Origin of the sequence: Pseudomonas sp. BYT-1 (assembly GCF_023611805.1) — a bacterium.
GTDB lineage: Bacteria > Pseudomonadota > Gammaproteobacteria > Pseudomonadales > Pseudomonadaceae > Aquipseudomonas > Aquipseudomonas guariconensis.
The window spans coordinates 1,066,819-1,085,369 of the sequence record NZ_CP072559.1; the positions used below are offsets into that span (position 1 = coordinate 1,066,819).

Here is an 18,551-nt window from a genome sequence, read left to right on the forward strand (position 1 = left end):
AGAGGGTAGGCGTCCATTGCAGACGAGGCTGCATCGCAAGGAGTCTAGATGAGTGTGGATAGCGCCTACGCGGTCGAGTTGAAGGGGGTTACCTTCAAGCGCGGTTCGCGCAGCATTTTCAGCAATGTCGACATACGCATCCCACGGGGTAAGGTCACCGGCATCATGGGGCCTTCCGGGTGCGGCAAGACAACCCTGTTGCGCCTGATGGGCGCGCAGTTGCGTCCCTCCAGCGGCGAGGTTTGGGTCGCCGGGCAGAACCTGCCGAGCCTGTCGCGCAGCGACCTGTTCGATGCGCGCAAGCAGATGGGCGTTCTGTTCCAGAGCGGTGCCTTGTTCACCGATCTCGACGTTTTCGAGAACGTTGCATTCCCGTTGCGGGTGCACACCCAATTGTCGGACGAGATGATCCGCGACATCGTTCTGATGAAGCTGCAGGCCGTGGGCCTGCGCGGGGCTATCGACCTGATGCCGGACGAGCTGTCCGGTGGCATGAAGCGCCGGGTGGCGCTGGCTCGGGCGATCGCGCTGGATCCACAGATCCTCATGTACGACGAACCTTTCGTCGGTCAGGATCCCATCGCCATGGGGGTGCTCGTGCGCCTGATCCGGCTGCTCAACGACGCCCTTGGGATCACCAGTATCGTGGTCTCCCATGACCTGGCCGAGACCGCGAGCATCGCTGACTACATCTATGTGGTCGGTGATGGCCAGGTGCTGGGGCAGGGCACGCCCGACGAGCTGATGGGGTCGGATAATCCGCGTATCCGCCAGTTCATGAAGGGCGATCCGGATGGCCCGGTGCCATTTCACTTTCCTGCGCCTGACTATCGCGCCGATCTGCTGGGGGCGCGGTGATGCGCAGAAAATCCATACTCGAACGCATTCGTTTGTTCGGCCGCTCGGCCATCGACGTCCTGGCTGTGCTCGGCCGCTCCTGCCTGTTCCTCGGGCACGCCATGGGTGGGCGCGGAGGCATCGGTGGCGGCTTCCAGTTGCTGGTCAAGCAGCTTTATTCGGTAGGTGTACTGTCGCTGGCGATCATCGTGGTTTCCGGCGTGTTCATCGGCATGGTGCTGTCGCTGCAGGGCTACAGCATTCTCACCAAGTACGGATCGGAGCAGGCCGTTGGCCAGATGATCGCCCTGACCTTGCTGCGTGAGCTCGGGCCGGTTGTGACTGCCTTGCTGTTCGCAGGGCGCGCGGGCTCGGCCCTGACCGCCGAAATCGGCAACATGAAGTCGACCGAACAACTGTCCAGTCTGGAGATGATCGGTGTCGACCCACTCAAGTACATCGTCGCCCCGCGTCTGTGGGCCGGTTTCATCTCGCTGCCGATGCTGGCGCTGATTTTCAGTGTGGTCGGTATCTGGGGCGGATCCTGGGTGGCCGTGGATTGGCTGGGCGTCTACGAGGGCTCGTTCTGGGCCAACATGCAAAACAGTGTTTCCTTCACCGACGACGTGCTCAACGGGTTGATCAAAAGCGTTGTGTTCGCCTTCGTCGTGACCTGGATCGCCGTGTTCCAGGGGTATGACTGCGAACCCACTTCGGAAGGGATCAGCCGTGCCACCACCAAGACCGTGGTCTATGCCTCGTTGGCAGTCCTGGGTCTGGACTTTATTCTGACCGCCTTGATGTTTGGAGATTTCTGATGCAAAACCGCACCCTGGAAATCGGTGTCGGCCTGTTCCTGCTGGCCGGGATCCTGGCGTTGCTGCTGCTGGCCTTGCGCGTCAGTGGTTTGTCCGCAAGCCCCAGCAGCGACACCTATAAAGTTTATGCGTACTTCGACAATATCGCTGGTTTGACGGTCAGAGCTAAAGTGACCATGGCCGGTGTGACCATCGGCAAGGTCACGGCCATCGATCTGGATCGCGACTCCTACACCGGTCGGGTGACCCTGCAGCTGGACAAAAGCGTCGACAATCTGCCGACCGACTCCACTGCTTCTATCCTGACCGCCGGATTGCTCGGCGAGAAGTACATCGGCATCAGCGTGGGTGGTGAAGAAGACGTGCTCAAGGATGGCTCTACCATCCATGACACCCAGTCGGCACTGGTGCTGGAAGATCTGATTGGCAAGTTCCTGCTCAATTCCGTTGGCAAGGAACCCAAAGAAGCCCAACCCGCTAATTAAGGAGTTTCCATGATCTCGATCCTGCGACGCGGCCTGCTGGTCCTATTGGCGGCCTTCCCTCTGCTGGCCCTGGCGGCACCTGGGCAAACCCCACGTGACGTGGTGCAAGGCACCACCGATGCCCTGTTGAGCGACCTCAAGGCCAATAAGGAACAGTACAAGACCAACCCTCAGGCCTTCTACGATGCGCTCAATCGTATTCTCGGCCCAGTGGTCGATGCCGATGGCATCTCCAAGAGCATCATGACCGTGAAGTATTCGCGCAAGGCCACGCCCGAGCAGATGCAGCGTTTCCAGGAAAACTTCAAGCGTAGCCTGATGCAGTTCTATGGCAACGCACTGCTGGAGTACAACAACCAAGGCATCACCGTCGATCCGGCCAAGACTGAAAATGGCGATCGCGCCAGCGTGGGCATGAAGGTCACCGGCAACAACGGTGCGGTTTATCCGGTCCAGTACACCCTGCAAAAGCTCGGTGACGAGTGGAAGGTACGTAACGTGATCGTCAATGGCATCAACATCGGCAAGCTGTTCCGCGATCAGTTCGCAGATGCCATGCAGCGCAATGGCAACAATCTGGACAAGACCATCGACGGCTGGGCCGGCGAGGTGGCCAAGGCCAAGGAAGCGGCCGACAATTCGCCAGACAAGGAAGTGAAATGAGCGAAGCTGGCGTGAGCATGACCGAGCCGGGCGTCCTGCGCCTGGCCGGGGTTCTGGACTACCGCAGCGGTCCGGCCCTGCGCAAGGAGGGCAAGGCGCTGATCGCGGCTTGTCGTGAGTCTAGGCTGGTGTTCGATTGCTCGTCGGTGGCCAAGTCCAGCAGTGTCGGCCTCTCCCTGCTGCTGGGCTTCATCCGTGATGCCCAGGCCGCAGGCAAGGGCTGGGAACTGCGTGGCATGCCTGATGACATGCGGGAAATCGCCGGGGTTTATGACCTCGATGAAGTGTTGGCGGGCTGATGGTTCGCCACTAAGGGATAGCCCCTCGGTCAGCGCACCCCACCATGGGCTTCGCAGGCGAGGGGCTTTTTTGTATGATGGCCGACCCGCGCGCACTGGGCGCCGATTGAGGTTGAGCATGCAGGCCGTAGAAGTTAAAAGCTTCCTTGAAGAGAAATTGCCGGGAACCCGGGTCGAAGTTGAGGGCGAAGGCTGCAACTTCCAGTTGAACGTGATCAGCGACGAGCTGGCCGGCCAGAGCCCGGTCAAGCGCCAGCAGGCGATCTATGCTCACCTGAATCCGTGGATCGCCGATGGCAGCATCCATGCGGTAACCATGAAATTTTTCAGCAGCGCAGCCTGGGCTGAGCGCACCTGAGCCAACGTTGGCGGCGAGATTGCAATGGACAAACTGATTATCACTGGCGGCGCGCGCCTCGACGGCGAGATCCGCATTTCCGGGGCGAAGAACGCCGCCCTGCCAATTCTTTCGGCGACCCTGCTGGCTGACGGCCCGGTCACCGTAGGCAACCTGCCACACCTGCACGACATCACCACCATGATCGAGCTGTTCGGCCGCATGGGCATCGAGCCTGTGATCGACGAGAAGCTCTCGGTGGAGATCGACCCGCGCACCATCAAGACCCTGGTTGCGCCCTACGAGCTGGTCAAGACCATGCGTGCCTCGATCCTCGTGCTCGGCCCGATGGTCGCCCGTTTCGGTGAAGCTGAAGTCGCGCTGCCTGGCGGTTGCGCCATCGGTTCGCGCCCTGTAGACCTGCACATCCGCGGTCTCGAGGCCATGGGTGCGAAGATCGAAGTCGAAGGTGGCTACATCAAGGCCAAGGCGCCTGAAGGCGGCCTGCGTGGTGCGCACTTCTTCTTCGACACCGTCAGCGTGACCGGTACCGAGAACATCATGATGGCTGCTGCCCTGGCCAAGGGCCGCAGTGTGCTGCAGAACGCCGCCCGCGAGCCTGAAGTGGTCGACCTGGCCAACTTCCTGATCGCGATGGGCGCCAAGATCCAAGGCGCCGGCACCGACACCATCACCATCGATGGCGTCGAACGCCTGCACTCGGCCACCTACCGCGTGATGCCCGACCGTATCGAGACCGGCACCTACCTGGTCGCCGCTGCCGTCACCGGCGGTCGCGTGAAGGTCAAGGACACCGATCCGACCATCCTTGAAGCCGTACTGGAAAAACTCAAGGAAGCGGGTGCTGAAGTCACCGCCGGCGAAGACTGGATCGAGCTGGACATGCACGGCAAGCGACCGAAGGCCGTCAACCTGCGTACTGCTCCGTACCCGGCCTTCCCGACCGACATGCAGGCGCAGTTCATCTCGCTCAACGCCATCGCCGAAGGCACTGGCGCGGTGATCGAGACCATCTTCGAAAACCGCTTCATGCACGTCTATGAAATGCACCGCATGGGTGCGCAGATCCAGGTCGAAGGCAACACCGCCATCGTGACTGGGGTCAAGGCGCTCAAGGGTGCACCGGTCATGGCTACGGACCTGCGGGCTTCGGCCAGCCTGGTGCTGTCGGCCTTGGTCGCCGAGGGCGATACCCTGATCGACCGCATCTACCACATCGACCGTGGTTACGAGTGCATCGAGGAAAAACTGCAGATGCTCGGGGCGAAGATCCGCCGCGTACCGGGCTAGTCTGTTCGGCGCAGGGATGCGCCACCGAATTCCACGCGGCCGGGCGCTTGCCCGGTCGGCTGTAGCCGCTTAAGGACCGACGTTTCCCATGTTGACCATCGCGCTATCCAAGGGCCGAATCCTCGACGATACCCTGCCATTGCTGGCCGAGGCCGGTATCGTGCCGACCGAGAATCCGGACAAGAGCCGCAAGCTGATCATCCCGACGACCCAGGACGATGTGCGCCTGCTGATCGTGCGCGCCACCGACGTGCCGACTTATGTCGAGCATGGGGCCGCTGACCTCGGTGTGGCCGGCAAGGACGTGTTGATGGAATACGGCGGTCAGGGTCTGTACGAGCCGCTGGACCTGCAGATTGCCCGCTGCAAGCTGATGACCGCCGGGGCGGTTGGCGCGCCGGAACCCAAGGGGCGTCTGCGCGTGGCTACCAAGTTCGTCAATGTAGCCAAGCGCTATTACGCCGAGCAGGGCCGTCAGGTCGACATCATCAAGCTGTACGGTTCCATGGAGCTGGCACCTCTGATCGGCCTGGCCGACAAGATCATCGACGTGGTCGACACCGGCAACACGCTGCGTGCCAACGGTCTGGAACCCCAGGAGCTGATCGCAACCATCAGCTCGCGCCTGGTGGTCAACAAAGCCTCCATGAAAATGCAGCATGCCCGCATTCAGAGCTTGATCGACACCCTGCGCCAAGCCGTCGAATCGCGACACCGCGGCTGACCTTCGCACGCGACTTTCTGTCGCGTCCGTCTATCCGCGTCATAGCCATTTTTCTCGGGTGCCCGCGCGGATGGACTGGTAGCCTAGGGCGCCTGAGCATTCGCTAATAAAACGAGGCCCTCGTCATGACCGTGTCCACTGCAATTGCCCGTCTCAATGCCGCTGATCCGGATTTCGCCCGACATCTGGATCATCTGCTGAGCTGGGAAAGCGTGTCCGATGACGCGGTCAATCAGCGCGTGCTCGACATCATCAAGGCTGTCCGCGAGCGGGGCGATGCCGCGTTGGTCGAGTTCACCCAGCGTTTCGATGGCGTCGAGGCCAAGGGTATCGACGACCTGATCCTAGGCCGTGAACGCCTGGAGCTGGCATTGACCCGCATCACGCCCACCCAGCGCGAAGCTTTGGAGATCGCCGCCAGCCGAGTGCGTAGCTACCACGAGCGGCAGAAGCAGGATTCCTGGCAATACACCGAGGCCGATGGCACCGTGCTCGGCCAGAAAGTCACGCCGCTGGACCGCGCCGGCCTGTACGTGCCGGGCGGCAAGGCCTCGTACCCATCGTCGGTGCTGATGAACGCCATCCCGGCCAAAGTCGCCGGTGTGTCCGAAGTGGTGATGGTGGTGCCGACCCCACGCGGGGAGGTCAACGAACTGGTGCTGGCCGCCGCGTGCATCGCAGGCGTCGATCGCGTCTTCACCATCGGTGGCGCCCAAGCCGTTGCGGCCCTGGCCTACGGGACCGAGAGCGTGCCCCAGGTGGACAAGATCGTCGGTCCGGGCAACATCTACGTAGCCACTGCCAAGCGCCACGTGTTCGGCCAGGTTGGCATCGACATGATCGCCGGTCCGTCGGAGATTCTCGTTGTCTGCGACGGCCAGACCGACCCGGACTGGATTGCCATGGACCTGTTCTCCCAGGCTGAGCACGACGAGGATGCCCAGGCGATTCTCGTCAGCCCTGACGCCGCCTTCCTCGATCGCGTGGCGGCCAGTATCGCCAAGCTGTTGCCGACCATGGAGCGGGCCGAGATCATCGAGAAATCGATCAATGGTCGTGGCGCGCTGATCCAGGTTCGCGACATGCAACAGGCCATGGACGTTGCGAACCGCATTGCTCCCGAGCACTTGGAGCTTTCGGTCGCCGATCCGCAGGCATGGTTGCCGCAGATCCGTCATGCGGGCGCGATCTTCATGGGGCGCCACACCAGCGAAGCCTTGGGCGACTACTGCGCCGGCCCCAACCACGTGCTGCCGACCTCCGGCACCGCGCGCTTCTCCTCGCCGTTGGGCGTGTATGACTTCCAGAAGCGTTCGTCGATCATCTTCTGCTCGGAGCAGGCCGCTTCCGAGCTGGGCCACACGGCATCGGTCCTGGCGCGCGGCGAATCGCTGACCGCCCACGCCCGCAGTGCCGAATACCGCATCCTCACCGAAAGCAAGGGGAACTGAACATGAGCCGTTTCTGGAGCCCCTTCGTCAAGGACCTGGTGCCTTACGTACCGGGGGAGCAACCCAAGCTGACCCGCCTGGTCAAGCTCAATACCAACGAGAACCCCTACGGCCCGTCGCCCAAGGCCTTGGAGGCCATGCAAGGCGAGCTGAACGACAACCTGCGCCTGTACCCGGATCCGAACGGTGATCGGCTCAAGCAGGCGGTCGCCGACTACTATGGCGTCACTGCCCAGCAAGTGTTCGTCGGCAACGGCTCGGATGAAGTGTTGGCGCACATCTTCCACGGCTTGTTCCAGCATGATGCGCCGCTGTTGTTCCCGGACATCAGCTACAGCTTCTACCCGGTCTACTGCGGCCTTTACGGAATCGCATTCGAGCAGGTGGCGCTGGATGAGCAATTCCAGATCCGCATCGAGGACTATAAGAAGCCCAACGCCGGCATCATCTTCCCCAACCCCAACGCACCGACCGGTTGCCTGTTGCCGTTGCAGGCGATCGAGCAACTGCTGCAGGCCAACCGTGACTCGGTGGTGGTGGTGGATGAAGCCTATATCGATTTCGGCGGCGAGACCGCCATCAGCCTGGTGGACCGCTACGATAACCTGCTGGTGACCCAGACCCTGTCCAAGTCGCGCTCCCTGGCGGGCCTGCGGGTCGGCCTGGCGGTGGGGCATCCTGCGCTGATCGAGGCGCTGGAGCGGATCAAGAACAGCTTCAACTCCTACCCGCTCGACCGCATGGCGATCGTGGGCGCGGCGGCAGCGTTCGAAGACCGAGCCTACTTTGACCAGACCTGCCACAAGGTGATCGAGAGCCGTGAGGCGTTGGTCGAGCAATTGACGGCGCGCGGTTTTGAAGTGCTGCCTTCGGCGGCCAACTTCATCTTTGCACGGCACCCTGAGCGGGACGCTGCCCAGGTGGCGGCGCGCTTGCGCGAGCAAGGGGTGATCGTGCGGCACTTCAAGCAAGAGCGGATTGCGCAGTTCCTTCGGATTACCATCGGGACACCGGAGCAGAACCAGGCGTTGCTTGATGCGCTGTGAGTGAGTAGGTGGATGGGTGGTTGGTGGTTCGACGGGCGTGGAGTTATCCGTTGATGTGCTGACACTGATCACCTGTTCGCCCTTATGTTGGTTGTTGGTTGTTGGTTGTTGGTTGTTGGTTGTGGGTTTTGAGGTTTGTGGGCTTATCCGTTTTATTTGTCGACGGTTAATCACCTTTCCGCCTTTACGGTGGGTCACTTTTGGTCTTGGCCAAAAGTAACCAAAAGCCGCGCGCCCCTGCATCCGGCCCGGCGCTTCGCACCGGGTTCCCTCGCTGCGGTGTCTTACGGGGCCTCGCGGCCTCCGGCTGGCTGCGCCAGCCTCCATCTCGCGACTTCGGCTACGCCGAAGGGCGCTACGCGCCTGCCCCTACAGACACCTCCGCTCGGCCTGCTGATGGGGCGCAAGTTACGGGCGGTGCCTGGACTGGCGTTGTTTTATTCAATGGTTTTTGTGGTGAGCTTTTGGGCCATTCGCGGGTAAACCGGGGCGCCGAACCGCCGCTCCTACCCGCAAATAGGCCGGAACAAACACCCAAACAATTAACTTGTTTGCCGTTGCCGTTGCCGTTGCCGTTGCCGTTGCCGTTGCCGTTGCTTTTGATGCGCGATAGTCCAGACACCACCCATCGCGACCTCAGGAGGCCGAGTGGAGGTGTCTGTAGGGGCAGGCGCGCAGCGCCCTTCGGCTTGAGCCGAAGTCGCGAGATGGAGGTTTGCGCAGCAAACCGGAGGCCGCGAAGTCCCGAAAGGTACCGGAGCGGAGGGAACCCCGGAGCGCAGCGCAGGGGCCGCATGTGGGAGCCAGCGGTTTTTGCCTACTTTTGCCCAAGAGCAAAAGTAGGTCGCCGTAAAGGCGAAAAGCGCCGGTGGCGCCCCCACCAACACCGGATATTCACACAGCCTGAAAGCCCAAGCCCAAGCCCTAGCCCTAGCCCAAAACCTTGCCCCACCCCCACCACCCAGCTATCTTACTAAAAATTCATCCGATGACCGGATCTACCCATGACCCTACTCATCAAACGCTCCCTAGTTGAACAAGCCGTCGACCAACTCCGCACCCGCATCACCAGCGGTATCTGGTCCATCGGCCAACGCCTGCCCACTGAACCCGAACTCGCCCACGAACTAGGCATCAGCCGCAACACCGTTCGTGAAGCCATGCGCGTGCTCGCCTTCAGCGGCCTGGTCGAGATCCGCCAAGGCGATGGTAGTTACCTGCGCACCGCCCAAGACCCGCTCCAGGCGGTCCAGGCCATGGCCCGCTGCACGTCGGAACAGGCCCGGGAAACTCGCCGTATTCTGGAAACCGAAGCGATCGGCCTGGCCGCCCAGCGCCGCACCGAAGCGGATATACACCGCCTGCGCCAGGCTTTGCAGAACACTGCTGCGCATTTTCATGGCGATATAAAGACTTACGTTGAGTGTGACTTGGTCTTTCACCAGCAGTTAGTGGACGCCGCCCACAACCCTGCGTTGAGCGAGCTCTACCGTTACTTTTCCGGCGTTGTGGCAGCGGCGTTGGAGCACAACATGGCGACCACCCCCCGGTGCCAGACGGTATTCGACCTGCACGGTCAGATCGTCGATGCCATCGAACAATGTGATCCGGAACGTGCCAAGCACTTGAGCCGTACCCTAATTGAATCCTGACAATGAGACGCCCATGGCCGAACCCACCATTCACGAAACTGCTCATCGCCAGCAGGAATTCGAAGAACTGCTGATCGACGCCGAAGCCGACGACGAGCAGGTCCAGCAGCAGCCTGTAGTGCTGCAGCGGCCATGGTTGCTGTTGCTTGGCTTGGTACTGGTGGCACTGAACCTGCGTCCTGCGCTGTCGAGCATGGCGCCGGTACTGGGCCAAGTATCGGAGGGACTAGGGCTGAACGCGTCCCAGGCGGGCCTGCTGACGACTTTGCCGGTGCTGTGTCTTGGCCTGTTCGCTCCATTGGCACCGGTCCTGGCTCGACGCTTTGGCAGTGAGCGGGTGGTGCTGGGCATTCTGCTGACCTTGGCGCTGGGTATTTGGGTACGCAGTGTCCTGGGGGTGACCGGCGTGTTTCTGGGCAGTGTCATGGCCGGCGCGAGCATCGGCATCATCGGCGTGTTGCTTCCGGGCATCGTCAAACGGGACTTCCCACAGCATGCCGGTACCCTGACCGGTGTCTATACCATGGCCTTGTGCCTGGGGGCGGCTCTGGCCGCCGGTGCCACGGTGCCATTGGCGCGCCACTTCGATGACAGTTGGGCCTTGGGCTTGGGCTTCTGGCTGGTGCCTGCGTTGATCGCGATGGTGGTATGGCTGCCCCAGGCGCGCCAGGGGCACGGCCTGCACAAGGTGGCCTATCGGGTGCGCGGTCTATGGCGCGATCCGCTGGCCTGGCAGGTCACGCTGTACATGGGCTTGCAGTCTTCGCTGGCCTACATCGTGTTTGGCTGGCTCCCCTCGATGCTCATCGGCCGAGGCCTGAGCCCTACGGAGGCTGGGTTGGTGTTGTCCGGGTCGGTGATCGTGCAACTGGTGAGCTCGCTCAGCGCGCCTTGGCTGGCCACCCGAGGCAAGGACCAGCGCCTGGCTATCGTCATCGTCATGCTGGTCACCCTGGCAGGGTTGTTCGGTTGCTTGTATGCACCGGTTTCAGGGCTGTGGGGCTGGGCCGTCGTGCTCGGACTGGGGCAGGGTGGTACGTTCGCCCTGGCGTTGACGTTGATCGTGCTGCGCTCGAAGGATTCCCATGTAGCTGCGAATCTTTCGAGCATGGCGCAAGGGGTCGGCTATACGTTGGCGTCCGCAGGGCCGTTTGCCGTAGGCCTGGTGCATGACCTGACGGGGGGCTGGACGGCTGTGGGCTGGATATTCGCGGCGCTGGGCATTGGGGCGATTCTGTTCGGCCTTGGGGCTGGGCGGGCATTGCATGTGCAGGTGGTCAGCGAGAAGGTGTGACAAAGCCTATTCATGGCGCGAATGAGCATGGCGCTCCCATGCGGGGCACATTATCGTTGAGGTTTGCCCCCGGAGGGACCCGCCCCATGAGCGACGCCAATCGTGAGCTGATCACACGTTTCTACCAAGCCTTCCAGCGCCTGGACGCCGAGGCGATGGTGGCTTGCTACAGCGATGACATCACCTTCAGTGACCCTGTCTTCGGTACCTTGCGACGCCGTGAGGTGGGTGACATGTGGCGGATGCTGACCAGCCGTGCCAAAAATTTCTCCCTGACCTTCGACAGCGTCAGCGCCAATCAGGACGGGGGGAATGCGCACTGGGTGGCGCGCTATCTGTTCACCCAGACCGGGCGCACCGTGGTCAACGACATACAGGCCCGCTTCGTGATCCGCGATGGGCTGATTTGCCAGCATGACGACAGTTTCGACCTGTGGCGCTGGTCGCGTCAGGCCTTGGGCCTGCCGGGTTTGCTGCTGGGCTGGTCGCCGTTGCTGCAGAACAAAGTTCGCCAGCAAGCGTTCAAGGGGTTGCGGACATACCAGCAAAGCGCGGTATAGCCACGGGCTGTTCATTTTCGTGTTAGGTGTAGTGGGGCTTTGGGTTTCAAATTAATGACGCAAAGAGTGGATGCTCCGAGTGAAAAACCTCCGGGCGGGGATGTGAAACCCTGGTATGTCTATCTGGTGCGGGCTGCCAACGGTTCGCTGTATTGCGGTATCAGTGATGACCCACAGCGGCGGTTCCTGAAGCATCAGAGGGGGCAGGGGGCGCGTTACTTCAAGACCAGCCCGGCCCAGGCGCTGGTATATATGGAGCAGTGGCCGGACAAAGGCGAGGCACTGCGTCAGGAGCGGTTGGTGAAAAAGCTGCGCAAATCGGCCAAGGAAGCGCTGGTGGCAGCCTATGCAGGTACCGAAGGCTAGATGAGGGGCTGCGCTGCAGCCCCGGCTATGCTCAATCCTTGCGCCGCTTGAGCTGATCGACCAGTTGGGTCGGCAGGCCCTTGATGATCAAGGTGCCGGCTTCTTCGTCATATTCCACCTTCGATCCCAGCAAGTGGGCCTCGAAGCTGATCGACAGGCCTTCGGCGCGGCCGGTGAAACGGCGGAACTGGTTGAGGGTGCGTTTATCCGCAGGAATCTCCGGCGACAGGCCGTAATCCTTGTTGCGAATGTGGTCGTAGAAGGCCTTGGGTCGATCTTCATCGATCAGGCTGGACAATTCTTCCAGTGTCACCGGCTCACCGAGTTTGGTCTGAGTGGTGGCGTAGTCGACCAAGGTCTGGGTCTTTTCGCGGGCGGCCTCCTCGGGCAGGTCCTCGCTTTCGACGAAGTCGCTGAAGGCCTTGAGCAGGGTACGGGTCTCACCTGGGCCGTCGACACCTTCCTGGCAACCGATGAAGTCGCGGAAGTAGTCCGACACCTTCTTGCCATTCTTGCCCTTGATGAACGAGATGTACTGCTTGGAGTTCTGGTTGTTCTTCCACTCCGACAAGTTGACCCGCGCCGCCAGGTGCAACTGGCCGAGGTCGAGGTGACGCGACGGGGTGACATCGAGCTCGGCGTTCACAGCCACGCCTTCGCTGTGGTGCAGCAGGGCGATGGCCAGGTACTCGGTCATGCCTTGCTGGTAATGGGCGAACAGGATATGGCCGCCGGTGGACAGGTTGGATTCTTCCATCAGCTTTTGCAGGTGCTCTACAGCGATGCGGCTGAAGGCGGTGAAGTCTTTTTCTTCATCCAGGTACTGCTTGAGCCAGCCGCTGAAGGGGTAGGCCCCCGATTCGCTGTGGAAGAACCCCCAGGCCTTGCCTTGCTTGGCGTTGTAGCTGTCGTTGAGGTCGGCCAGCAGGTTTTCGATGGCGTCGGAAGCGCCGAGTTCGGAGTCTCGGGCATGCAGGACTGCTGGGCTGCCATCGGGTTTCTTGTCGATCAGGTGAACGATGCAATGACGGATTGGCATGGAAATCTCGAGCGGGGTTGGGCGGTGCTAGGCCGCGCTGCAAAGTCGTGCAGTTTAACCCAGGCAGAGGGCGATGCAGTGGTCAGATAGTGGCGTAAATGTCTGTTGTTCGTTTTTTGTTCAATTTTTTGCGTTTTACGATAAAAGCCCCGAAAAACCTGCATAAAATCGAAGTCGGCAGCGGATATTTATCTATTCCTGTGGTAGCTTTGCGCGGTCTTGCGCCCCTTGGGTGGCGCATTGCTGGCAGATCGCTGGGCTCGTGTCGAACCAAACGCCGATTTTCGTATCTACATACGCGATTGGCGCGGCCCGCCGGATTTTTCAGGGGCTGGCCCGATTACCGACCTGGCACGCTGCATAACCACTGAATTTGATAGGGAAGGAACACCACCATGGCATTGACCAAAGACCAACTGATTGCCGATATCGCCGAAGCCATCGACGCGCCGAAAACCACCGCGCGTAACGCCCTGGAGCAACTGGGCCAGATCGTCGCCGACCAACTGGAAAACGGCGCTGAAATCACCCTGCCAGGCATCGGCAAGCTGAAAGTCTCCGAGCGTCCTGCCCGTACCGGCCGCAACCCTTCGACTGGCGCTGCCATCGAAATCGCTGCCAAGAAAGTCGTCAAGTTCGTACCTGCCAAGGTCCTGAACGACGCCGTCAACAAGTAATTGTTGAAGCTTTGAAAAAACCGCGCCCGGCTTGTCCGGGCGCGGTTTTTTCATGCCCGCGAAAGGGGTATCAGCGTGAGCGATGCCAGGCTTGGCGCGCGGCGGCGTCTTGGAAGCTCCAGGCTACCATGCGGCTCTGTTTCTGGCCTTGCCCCATGGCCACTACCTGTTGTGCCTTCACGCCTGCCTTCCTCAGCGCCGCCTCGATACCGGGCAAGTTGCTGGCCTTGGATACCAGGCTGGTGAACCACAGCACCTGGCCGGCGTACTGCACGCTCTCTTCCACCAACTGGGTGACGAAGCGGATCTCTCCGCCCTCGCACCACAGCTCGTTGTTCTGCCCGCCGAAATTGAGCACTGGCAGCTTGCGCTTGGGATCCTGTTTGCCAAGGTTCTTCCATTTGCGCTGGCTACCGCGGGTGGCTTCGTCGCGGGAGGCATGGAACGGCGGGTTGCACAGGGTGACCTCGAAACGCTCGTCATCCTGCAGCAGGCCGGTGAGGATGTGCTTGCGGTTGGCTTGCTGGCGCAAGGAGATGACCTTGCCCAGGCCGTTGGCCTGGACGATGGTCCGGGCCGATGCCAGGGCCACCGCGTCGATGTCCGAACCCACGAAACGCCAGCGGTAGTCGCTGTGGCCAAGCAGCGGGTAGATGCAGTTGGCACCGACGCCGATGTCCAGCGCGCGCACCTGTACGCCTCGGGGGATCTCGCCGCCGCAATCCTCGGCCAGCAAGTCGGCCAGCACATGGATGTAGTCGGCCCGTCCAGGGATGGGCGGGCACAGGTAGTCGGCCGGGATGTCCCAGTGTTGGATGCCGTATTGGGCCTTGAGCAAAGCGCGGTTGAAGACCCGTACCGCTTCGGGATTGGCGAAGTCGATGCTCGGCTTGCCATAGGGGTTGGTAATGGTGAATTTGCCCAGCTCAGGATGGGCTTTGATCAGGCTGGGGAAATCGTAGCGGCCCTGATGGCGATTGCGCGGGTGCAGGGTGGGTTTTTGATTCATGGGGTGAAATCTCAAAAGCATCGCGGGACAAGCCCACTCCCACATGATCGTCGTTGATCTGTGGGAGCGGGCTTGTCCCGCGAGGGCATCACTGAGGTCTGCGGCTGTTACAGTGCCGCGATCCGCGCATGTTGCTCTGTCAAGTTGGCCAGGGCCTGTTCGGACTCGGCCAGCTTGGCGCGTTCTTTTTCGATCACGGCAGGCGGGGCCTTGTCGACGAACGCGGCATTGGACAGCTTGCCGCCTACGCGCTGGACTTCGCCTTGCAGACGCTGGATTTCCTTGCTCAGGCGTGCCAGTTCCGCGTCCTTGTCGATCAGGCCGGCCATCGGCACCAGTACCTGCAAGTCACCCACCAGTGCGGTGGCCGACAGCGGTGCTTCGTCCTGCTCGCCGAGCACGGTGAACGACTCGACCTTGGCCAGCTTCTTGAGCAGCGCCTCGTTCTCCTGCAGGCGACGCTGGTCGTGCGCATTGGCGTTCTTGAGGAACAGCGGCAGCGGCTTGCCAGGGCCGATGTTCATTTCGGCGCGAATGTTGCGCAGACCTACCATCAGTTGCTGCAGCCACTCGATATCGCCTTCGGCGGCGGTGTCGATGCGGCTTTCATTGGCCACAGGCCAAGGTTGCAGCATGATGGTCTTGCCTTCGATACCGGCCAGCGGCGCGATGCGCTGCCAGATTTCTTCGGTGATGAACGGCATGAACGGGTGTGCCAGGCGCAAGGCGACTTCCAGCACGCGAACCAAGGTCCGGCGAGTGCCGCGGGCGCGCTCGACCGGGGCATTCTCGTCCCACAGTACCGGCTTGGACAGCTCCAGATACCAGTCGCAGTACTGGTTCCAGATGAACTCGTACAAGGCCTGGCTGGCCAGGTCGAAGCGGAACTGCTCGAGCTGGCGGGTCACCTCGGCTTCGGTGCGCTGCAGCTGCGAGATGATCCAGCGATCGGCCAGCGACAGTTCGTAGGCCTCGCCGTTCTGGCCGCAATCCTCGCCTTTGTCCAGCACGTAGCGGGCGGCGTTCCAGATCTTGTTGCAGAAGTTGCGATAACCCTCGACGCGGCCCATGTCGAACTTGATGTCGCGGCCGGTGGAAGCCAGCGAGCAGAAGGTGAAGCGCAGGGCGTCGGTGCCGTAGCTGGCGATGCCTTCGGGGAACTCGGCCTTGGTCTGCTTGGCGATCTTTTCGGCGAGCTTGGGCTGCATCATGCCGCTGGTGCGTTTTTCCAGCAGGGCCTCAAGGGTGATGCCGTCGACGATGTCCAGTGGATCGAGGACGTTGCCCTTGGACTTGGACATCTTCTGGCCCTGGCCGTCACGTACAAGGCCGTGGACGTACACGGTCTTGAACGGTACCTGCGGGGTGCCATCTTCGTTCTTGATCAGGTGCATGGTCAGCATGATCATGCGCGCAACCCAGAAGAAGATGATGTCGAAACCGGTGACCAGCACATCGGTGGAGTGGAACTTCTTGAGGAACTCGGTCTGCTCCGGCCAGCCCAAGGTGGAGAAGGTCCACAGGCCCGAACTGAACCAGGTGTCGAGGACGTCCTCGTCCTGGCGCAGCGCCACGTCGGCGCCCAGGTTGTGCTTGGCACGGACTTCTTCTTCGCTGCGACCGACATAGACCTGGCCGGCTTCGTCGTACCAGGCCGGGATGCGGTGCCCCCACCACAGCTGGCGGCTGATACACCAGTCCTGGATATCACGCATCCAGGAGAAGTACATGTTTTCGTACTGCTTGGGCACGAACTGAATGCGGCCGTCTTCCACGGCGGCGATGGCAGGTTCTGCCAGCGGCTTGGTAGAGACGTACCACTGGTCGGTCAGCCACGGCTCGATGACCGTGCCAGAACGGTCGCCCTTGGGTACCTTCAGGGCGTGGTCGTCGATGCTGACCAGCAGGCCCTGGGCGTCCAGGTCGGCGACGATCTGCTTGCGCGCGACGAAGCGGTCCAGGCCTGCGTACTGGGCCGGCAGGCTGGTGTCGATCTGCTCGTTGACGCTGCCGTCGAGGTTGAAGGCCTGGGCGCTTGCCAGCACCAGGGCGTTCTTGTCGAAGATGTTCAGCAGTGGCAGGTTGTGGCGCTTGCCGACTTCATAGTCGTTGAAGTCGTGGGCCGGGGTGATTTTCACGCAGCCGGTGCCGAACTCCGGATCGCAGTAATCGTCGGCGATGATCGGGATGCGGCGGCCGACCAGCGGCAGCTCGACGAACTTGCCGATCAGGGCCTGGTAGCGCTCGTCGTTCGGGTTCACGGCAACGGCCGCGTCACCCAGTAAGGTTTCCGGACGGGTGGTGGCAACGACCAAGTGGTCCTTGCCTTCGGCGGTCTTGGCGCCATCGGCCAGTGGGTAGCGCAGGTTCCACAGGTGGCCTTTCTCGTCGTGGTTTTCCACTTCGAGGTCGGAAATGGCGGTATGCAGCTTGGTGTCCCAGTTGACCAGGCGCTTGCCACGGTAGATCAGGCCGTCTTCATGCAGGCGCACGAAGGCTTCCTTGACCGCTTCGGACAGACCGTCGTCCATGGTGAACCGTTCGCGGGTCCAGTCGACCGACGAGCCCAGGCGGCGAATCTGGCGGCTGATGTTGCCGCCGGACTGATCCTTCCACTCCCAGACCTTCTCCAGGAACTTCTCGCGGCCCAGGTCATGACGGTTCTGGCCCTTGGCCTCGAGCTGGCGCTCCACCAGCATCTGGGTGGCGATACCGGCGTGGTCGGTGCCTGGCTGCCACAGGGTGTTGCGGCCCTGCATGCGGCGGAAGCGGATCAGGGCGTCCATGATCGCGTTGTTGAAGCCGTGGCCCATGTGCAGGCTGCCGGTCACGTTCGGCGGCGGGATCATGATGGTGTAGGACTCGCCTGCACCTTGCGGGGCGAAATAGTTCTCGGACTCCCAAGTGTTGTACCAGGAAGTTTCGATGGCGTGCGGCTGGTAGGTCTTATCCATGCGCGGCGGGACCCTATGGCATTAATTCGGGAAAGCCGGGAAGTATAACCAAGCCAGGGGCCGCAGGCGACAAGCTGCTGATATCTGTAGGCGCAACGGTGTCTTCTTTGTGGACAAACCTGCTCCCACGGACCTCGTGCGCGCCTTGAGCGCGGCGGTGTACCGGTAGTGACGGGTTTGCCCGCAAAGAAAAGCGGCGTTTATTCGGAGCGCTTGAGCAGACGTTCCATGCGTGCATCGAGGCGTCGTTTGATCTCGTTCTCGATGTGCGGGGTGAAGTCGTTGATCACGTCTTGCATGATCTGTTGGGCAGCGGCGCGAAGGTCGGCTTCAAGGTGCAGGAGGGTGTCCTGGCGGCGGGTCTGCGGATCGTCTTCGGTGGTTGCGACCGAGAGAGGCTCGGCCACCGGCGAGGTGTTGCCTGCTGGCTCGTCGAGCAGCAGGGGAATCTGCTCCACCGTTTCGGTCAGCAGGGGCGGTTGCAGATCGGCATCGCCCAGCAACTGGCGGATCGACTCTAGGTCGTCGAGCAGATGAGCGGAATCGGGCAGGGGAGAGTGCTTGTCCATCGTCGTCAAAGTCGCTGTAAGCGGTGGTCTTGCAGAGCATAGCCCTGTTCGCGGTAGAAACGGAATCGTTCTCGCGCAGCCTGGCGAATGCCCGGCTCCTCGACGACGATCTCGGCAACCCGTTCGAACTGGCCGACGAACCCCGGTACCTCGGCGCCGAGGTTGATCAACAGGTCGCGGTGGGTGCCGGCGTCATCACCCAGCCCCAGGGCTACTGCTGCTTCGGCGTTGGCTTCGGCAGGGTCGTGCGGGACGAAGGCCTCGCCCTTGAAGTGCCACAGGCGCTCGTCCAGCGCGTTGCGCTGCTCGGCGTCCTGACAGTGCAGATAGACCCGATGGCCCAGGCGCCAGGCCTTTTCGCACAGCTTGCAGGCGAAATCCAGGCGCGCCGACAACGCATCGGTGGGCAGGATATAGAAATCGACTTTGCTCATGTTCGGTCAACCGGCCGGCAGCGCGG

Annotated in this window: 20 protein-coding genes; 15 read left to right on the forward strand and 5 right to left on the reverse strand. The window is 61.7% G+C overall.

Features of this window, described 5'->3' with window-relative positions; all coding sequences use genetic code 11:
- Positions 1–48: 48 nt before the first annotated feature.
- The 14 genes from J5X93_RS04855 to J5X93_RS04920 all read left to right on the forward strand — a co-directional run bounded on the left by J5X93_RS04855 (position 49) and on the right by J5X93_RS04920 (position 11,843).
- The gene (locus tag J5X93_RS04855) at positions 49–858 is read left to right on the forward strand and encodes an ATP-binding cassette domain-containing protein (protein WP_043213285.1); all 810 of its coding nucleotides are present in this window, start codon (positions 49–51) and stop codon (positions 856–858) included.
- The gene (gene mlaE, locus J5X93_RS04860; protein ID WP_043213287.1) at positions 858–1,655 is read left to right on the forward strand and encodes a lipid asymmetry maintenance ABC transporter permease subunit MlaE; all 798 of its coding nucleotides are present in this window, start codon (positions 858–860) and stop codon (positions 1,653–1,655) included. Before J5X93_RS04855 ends, mlaE begins: the two co-directional genes overlap by 1 nt.
- Complete coding sequence (gene mlaD, locus J5X93_RS04865; protein ID WP_009683030.1) at positions 1,655–2,140, forward strand: outer membrane lipid asymmetry maintenance protein MlaD; 486 nt, start codon at positions 1,655–1,657, stop codon at positions 2,138–2,140. Before mlaE ends, mlaD begins: the two co-directional genes overlap by 1 nt.
- Positions 2,141–2,149: 9 nt before the next feature.
- Positions 2,150–2,803: an MlaC/ttg2D family ABC transporter substrate-binding protein gene (locus tag J5X93_RS04870; RefSeq protein WP_043213291.1), complete on the forward strand. Its 654-nt coding sequence runs from the start codon at positions 2,150–2,152 to the stop codon at positions 2,801–2,803.
- Entirely contained in the window at positions 2,800–3,102 is a 303-nt protein-coding gene (locus J5X93_RS04875) for an STAS domain-containing protein (RefSeq protein WP_043213294.1), read from the forward strand. The genes J5X93_RS04870 and J5X93_RS04875 overlap by 4 nt, the downstream gene beginning before the upstream one ends.
- 118 nt (positions 3,103–3,220) lie before the next feature.
- Positions 3,221–3,460, forward strand: a complete 240-nt coding sequence (locus tag J5X93_RS04880) for a BolA family protein (RefSeq protein ID WP_029613593.1) — start codon at positions 3,221–3,223, stop codon at positions 3,458–3,460.
- A gap of 24 nt (positions 3,461–3,484) precedes the next feature.
- Positions 3,485–4,750: a UDP-N-acetylglucosamine 1-carboxyvinyltransferase gene (gene murA / locus J5X93_RS04885; RefSeq protein WP_043213299.1), complete on the forward strand. Its 1,266-nt coding sequence runs from the start codon at positions 3,485–3,487 to the stop codon at positions 4,748–4,750.
- An 88-nt stretch (positions 4,751–4,838) separates the two neighbouring features.
- Positions 4,839–5,474, forward strand: coding sequence for an ATP phosphoribosyltransferase (gene hisG, locus J5X93_RS04890; protein ID WP_043213301.1), 636 nt, complete (start codon positions 4,839–4,841; stop codon positions 5,472–5,474).
- Between the two features lie 125 nt (positions 5,475–5,599).
- Positions 5,600–6,925 carry a histidinol dehydrogenase gene (hisD, locus tag J5X93_RS04895; RefSeq protein WP_043213303.1) on the forward strand — a complete coding sequence of 442 codons (1,326 nt, stop codon included), beginning with the start codon at positions 5,600–5,602 and terminating at the stop codon, positions 6,923–6,925.
- Between the two features lie 2 nt (positions 6,926–6,927).
- Complete coding sequence (gene hisC / locus J5X93_RS04900) at positions 6,928–7,971, forward strand: histidinol-phosphate transaminase (RefSeq protein WP_043213305.1); 1,044 nt, start codon at positions 6,928–6,930, stop codon at positions 7,969–7,971.
- Between the two features lie 1,004 nt (positions 7,972–8,975).
- Positions 8,976–9,623, forward strand: a complete 648-nt coding sequence (locus tag J5X93_RS04905; RefSeq protein ID WP_043210736.1) for a FadR/GntR family transcriptional regulator — start codon at positions 8,976–8,978, stop codon at positions 9,621–9,623.
- Between the two features lie 13 nt (positions 9,624–9,636).
- A complete protein-coding gene (locus J5X93_RS04910; protein WP_250034503.1) occupies positions 9,637–10,917 on the forward strand; it encodes a CynX/NimT family MFS transporter in 1,281 nt (426 codons plus the stop codon).
- Between the two features lie 86 nt (positions 10,918–11,003).
- Complete coding sequence (locus tag J5X93_RS04915) at positions 11,004–11,477, forward strand: nuclear transport factor 2 family protein (RefSeq protein ID WP_043210733.1); 474 nt, start codon at positions 11,004–11,006, stop codon at positions 11,475–11,477.
- Between the two features lie 54 nt (positions 11,478–11,531).
- On the forward strand, positions 11,532–11,843 hold the full coding sequence (locus tag J5X93_RS04920; protein WP_052352455.1) for a GIY-YIG nuclease family protein: 312 nt from the start codon (positions 11,532–11,534) through the stop codon (positions 11,841–11,843).
- 31 nt (positions 11,844–11,874) lie between these two features.
- Here J5X93_RS04920 and yejK read toward each other — a convergent pair whose 3' ends face one another.
- Positions 11,875–12,882 carry a nucleoid-associated protein YejK gene (gene yejK, locus J5X93_RS04925; RefSeq protein ID WP_043210730.1) on the reverse strand — a complete coding sequence of 336 codons (1,008 nt, stop codon included), beginning with the start codon at positions 12,880–12,882 and terminating at the stop codon, positions 11,875–11,877.
- A gap of 395 nt (positions 12,883–13,277) precedes the next feature.
- On the opposite strand from yejK, the gene J5X93_RS04930 reads away from it, so the two are divergent.
- Positions 13,278–13,559 carry an HU family DNA-binding protein gene (locus J5X93_RS04930; protein ID WP_043210728.1) on the forward strand — a complete coding sequence of 94 codons (282 nt, stop codon included), beginning with the start codon at positions 13,278–13,280 and terminating at the stop codon, positions 13,557–13,559.
- Between the two features lie 70 nt (positions 13,560–13,629).
- Here the strand turns inward: J5X93_RS04930 and rlmF are convergent, their stop codons facing one another.
- The 4 genes from rlmF to J5X93_RS04950 all read right to left on the reverse strand — a co-directional run bounded on the left by rlmF (position 13,630) and on the right by J5X93_RS04950 (position 18,525).
- Positions 13,630–14,568, reverse strand: a complete 939-nt coding sequence (rlmF, locus tag J5X93_RS04935; protein WP_102082397.1) for a 23S rRNA (adenine(1618)-N(6))-methyltransferase RlmF — start codon at positions 14,566–14,568, stop codon at positions 13,630–13,632.
- A 107-nt stretch (positions 14,569–14,675) separates the two neighbouring features.
- A complete protein-coding gene (locus tag J5X93_RS04940) occupies positions 14,676–17,522 on the reverse strand; it encodes a valine--tRNA ligase (RefSeq protein WP_043210725.1) in 2,847 nt (948 codons plus the stop codon).
- A gap of 200 nt (positions 17,523–17,722) precedes the next feature.
- A complete protein-coding gene (locus tag J5X93_RS04945; RefSeq protein ID WP_182941708.1) occupies positions 17,723–18,091 on the reverse strand; it encodes a DNA polymerase III subunit chi in 369 nt (122 codons plus the stop codon).
- 5 nt (positions 18,092–18,096) lie between these two features.
- Complete coding sequence (locus J5X93_RS04950; RefSeq protein WP_043210720.1) at positions 18,097–18,525, reverse strand: DNA polymerase III subunit chi; 429 nt, start codon at positions 18,523–18,525, stop codon at positions 18,097–18,099.
- Positions 18,526–18,551: the final 26 nt, after the last annotated feature.

Coding starts and splice junctions, on each gene's coding strand:
- mlaE (WP_043213287.1), top strand. CDS start 858: ATGCGCAGAAAATCCATACTCGAACGCATTCGTTTGTTCGGCCGCTCG.
- J5X93_RS04875 (WP_043213294.1), top strand. CDS start 2,800: ATGAGCGAAGCTGGCGTGAGCATGACCGAGCCGGGCGTCCTGCGCCTG.
- J5X93_RS04880 (WP_029613593.1), top strand. CDS start 3,221: ATGCAGGCCGTAGAAGTTAAAAGCTTCCTTGAAGAGAAATTGCCGGGA.
- J5X93_RS04950 (WP_043210720.1), bottom strand. CDS start 18,525: ATGAGCAAAGTCGATTTCTATATCCTGCCCACCGATGCGTTGTCGGCG.
- hisG (WP_043213301.1), top strand. CDS start 4,839: ATGTTGACCATCGCGCTATCCAAGGGCCGAATCCTCGACGATACCCTG.
- murA (WP_043213299.1), top strand. CDS start 3,485: ATGGACAAACTGATTATCACTGGCGGCGCGCGCCTCGACGGCGAGATC.
- J5X93_RS04905 (WP_043210736.1), top strand. CDS start 8,976: ATGACCCTACTCATCAAACGCTCCCTAGTTGAACAAGCCGTCGACCAA.
- rlmF (WP_102082397.1), bottom strand. CDS start 14,568: ATGAATCAAAAACCCACCCTGCACCCGCGCAATCGCCATCAGGGCCGC.
- mlaD (WP_009683030.1), top strand. CDS start 1,655: ATGCAAAACCGCACCCTGGAAATCGGTGTCGGCCTGTTCCTGCTGGCC.
- hisC (WP_043213305.1), top strand. CDS start 6,928: ATGAGCCGTTTCTGGAGCCCCTTCGTCAAGGACCTGGTGCCTTACGTA.
- J5X93_RS04930 (WP_043210728.1), top strand. CDS start 13,278: ATGGCATTGACCAAAGACCAACTGATTGCCGATATCGCCGAAGCCATC.
- J5X93_RS04855 (WP_043213285.1), top strand. CDS start 49: ATGAGTGTGGATAGCGCCTACGCGGTCGAGTTGAAGGGGGTTACCTTC.
- J5X93_RS04915 (WP_043210733.1), top strand. CDS start 11,004: ATGAGCGACGCCAATCGTGAGCTGATCACACGTTTCTACCAAGCCTTC.
- J5X93_RS04940 (WP_043210725.1), bottom strand. CDS start 17,522: ATGGATAAGACCTACCAGCCGCACGCCATCGAAACTTCCTGGTACAAC.
- J5X93_RS04945 (WP_182941708.1), bottom strand. CDS start 18,091: ATGGACAAGCACTCTCCCCTGCCCGATTCCGCTCATCTGCTCGACGAC.
- hisD (WP_043213303.1), top strand. CDS start 5,600: ATGACCGTGTCCACTGCAATTGCCCGTCTCAATGCCGCTGATCCGGAT.
- J5X93_RS04870 (WP_043213291.1), top strand. CDS start 2,150: ATGATCTCGATCCTGCGACGCGGCCTGCTGGTCCTATTGGCGGCCTTC.
- J5X93_RS04920 (WP_052352455.1), top strand. CDS start 11,532: ATGACGCAAAGAGTGGATGCTCCGAGTGAAAAACCTCCGGGCGGGGAT.
- yejK (WP_043210730.1), bottom strand. CDS start 12,882: ATGCCAATCCGTCATTGCATCGTTCACCTGATCGACAAGAAACCCGAT.
- J5X93_RS04910 (WP_250034503.1), top strand. CDS start 9,637: ATGGCCGAACCCACCATTCACGAAACTGCTCATCGCCAGCAGGAATTC.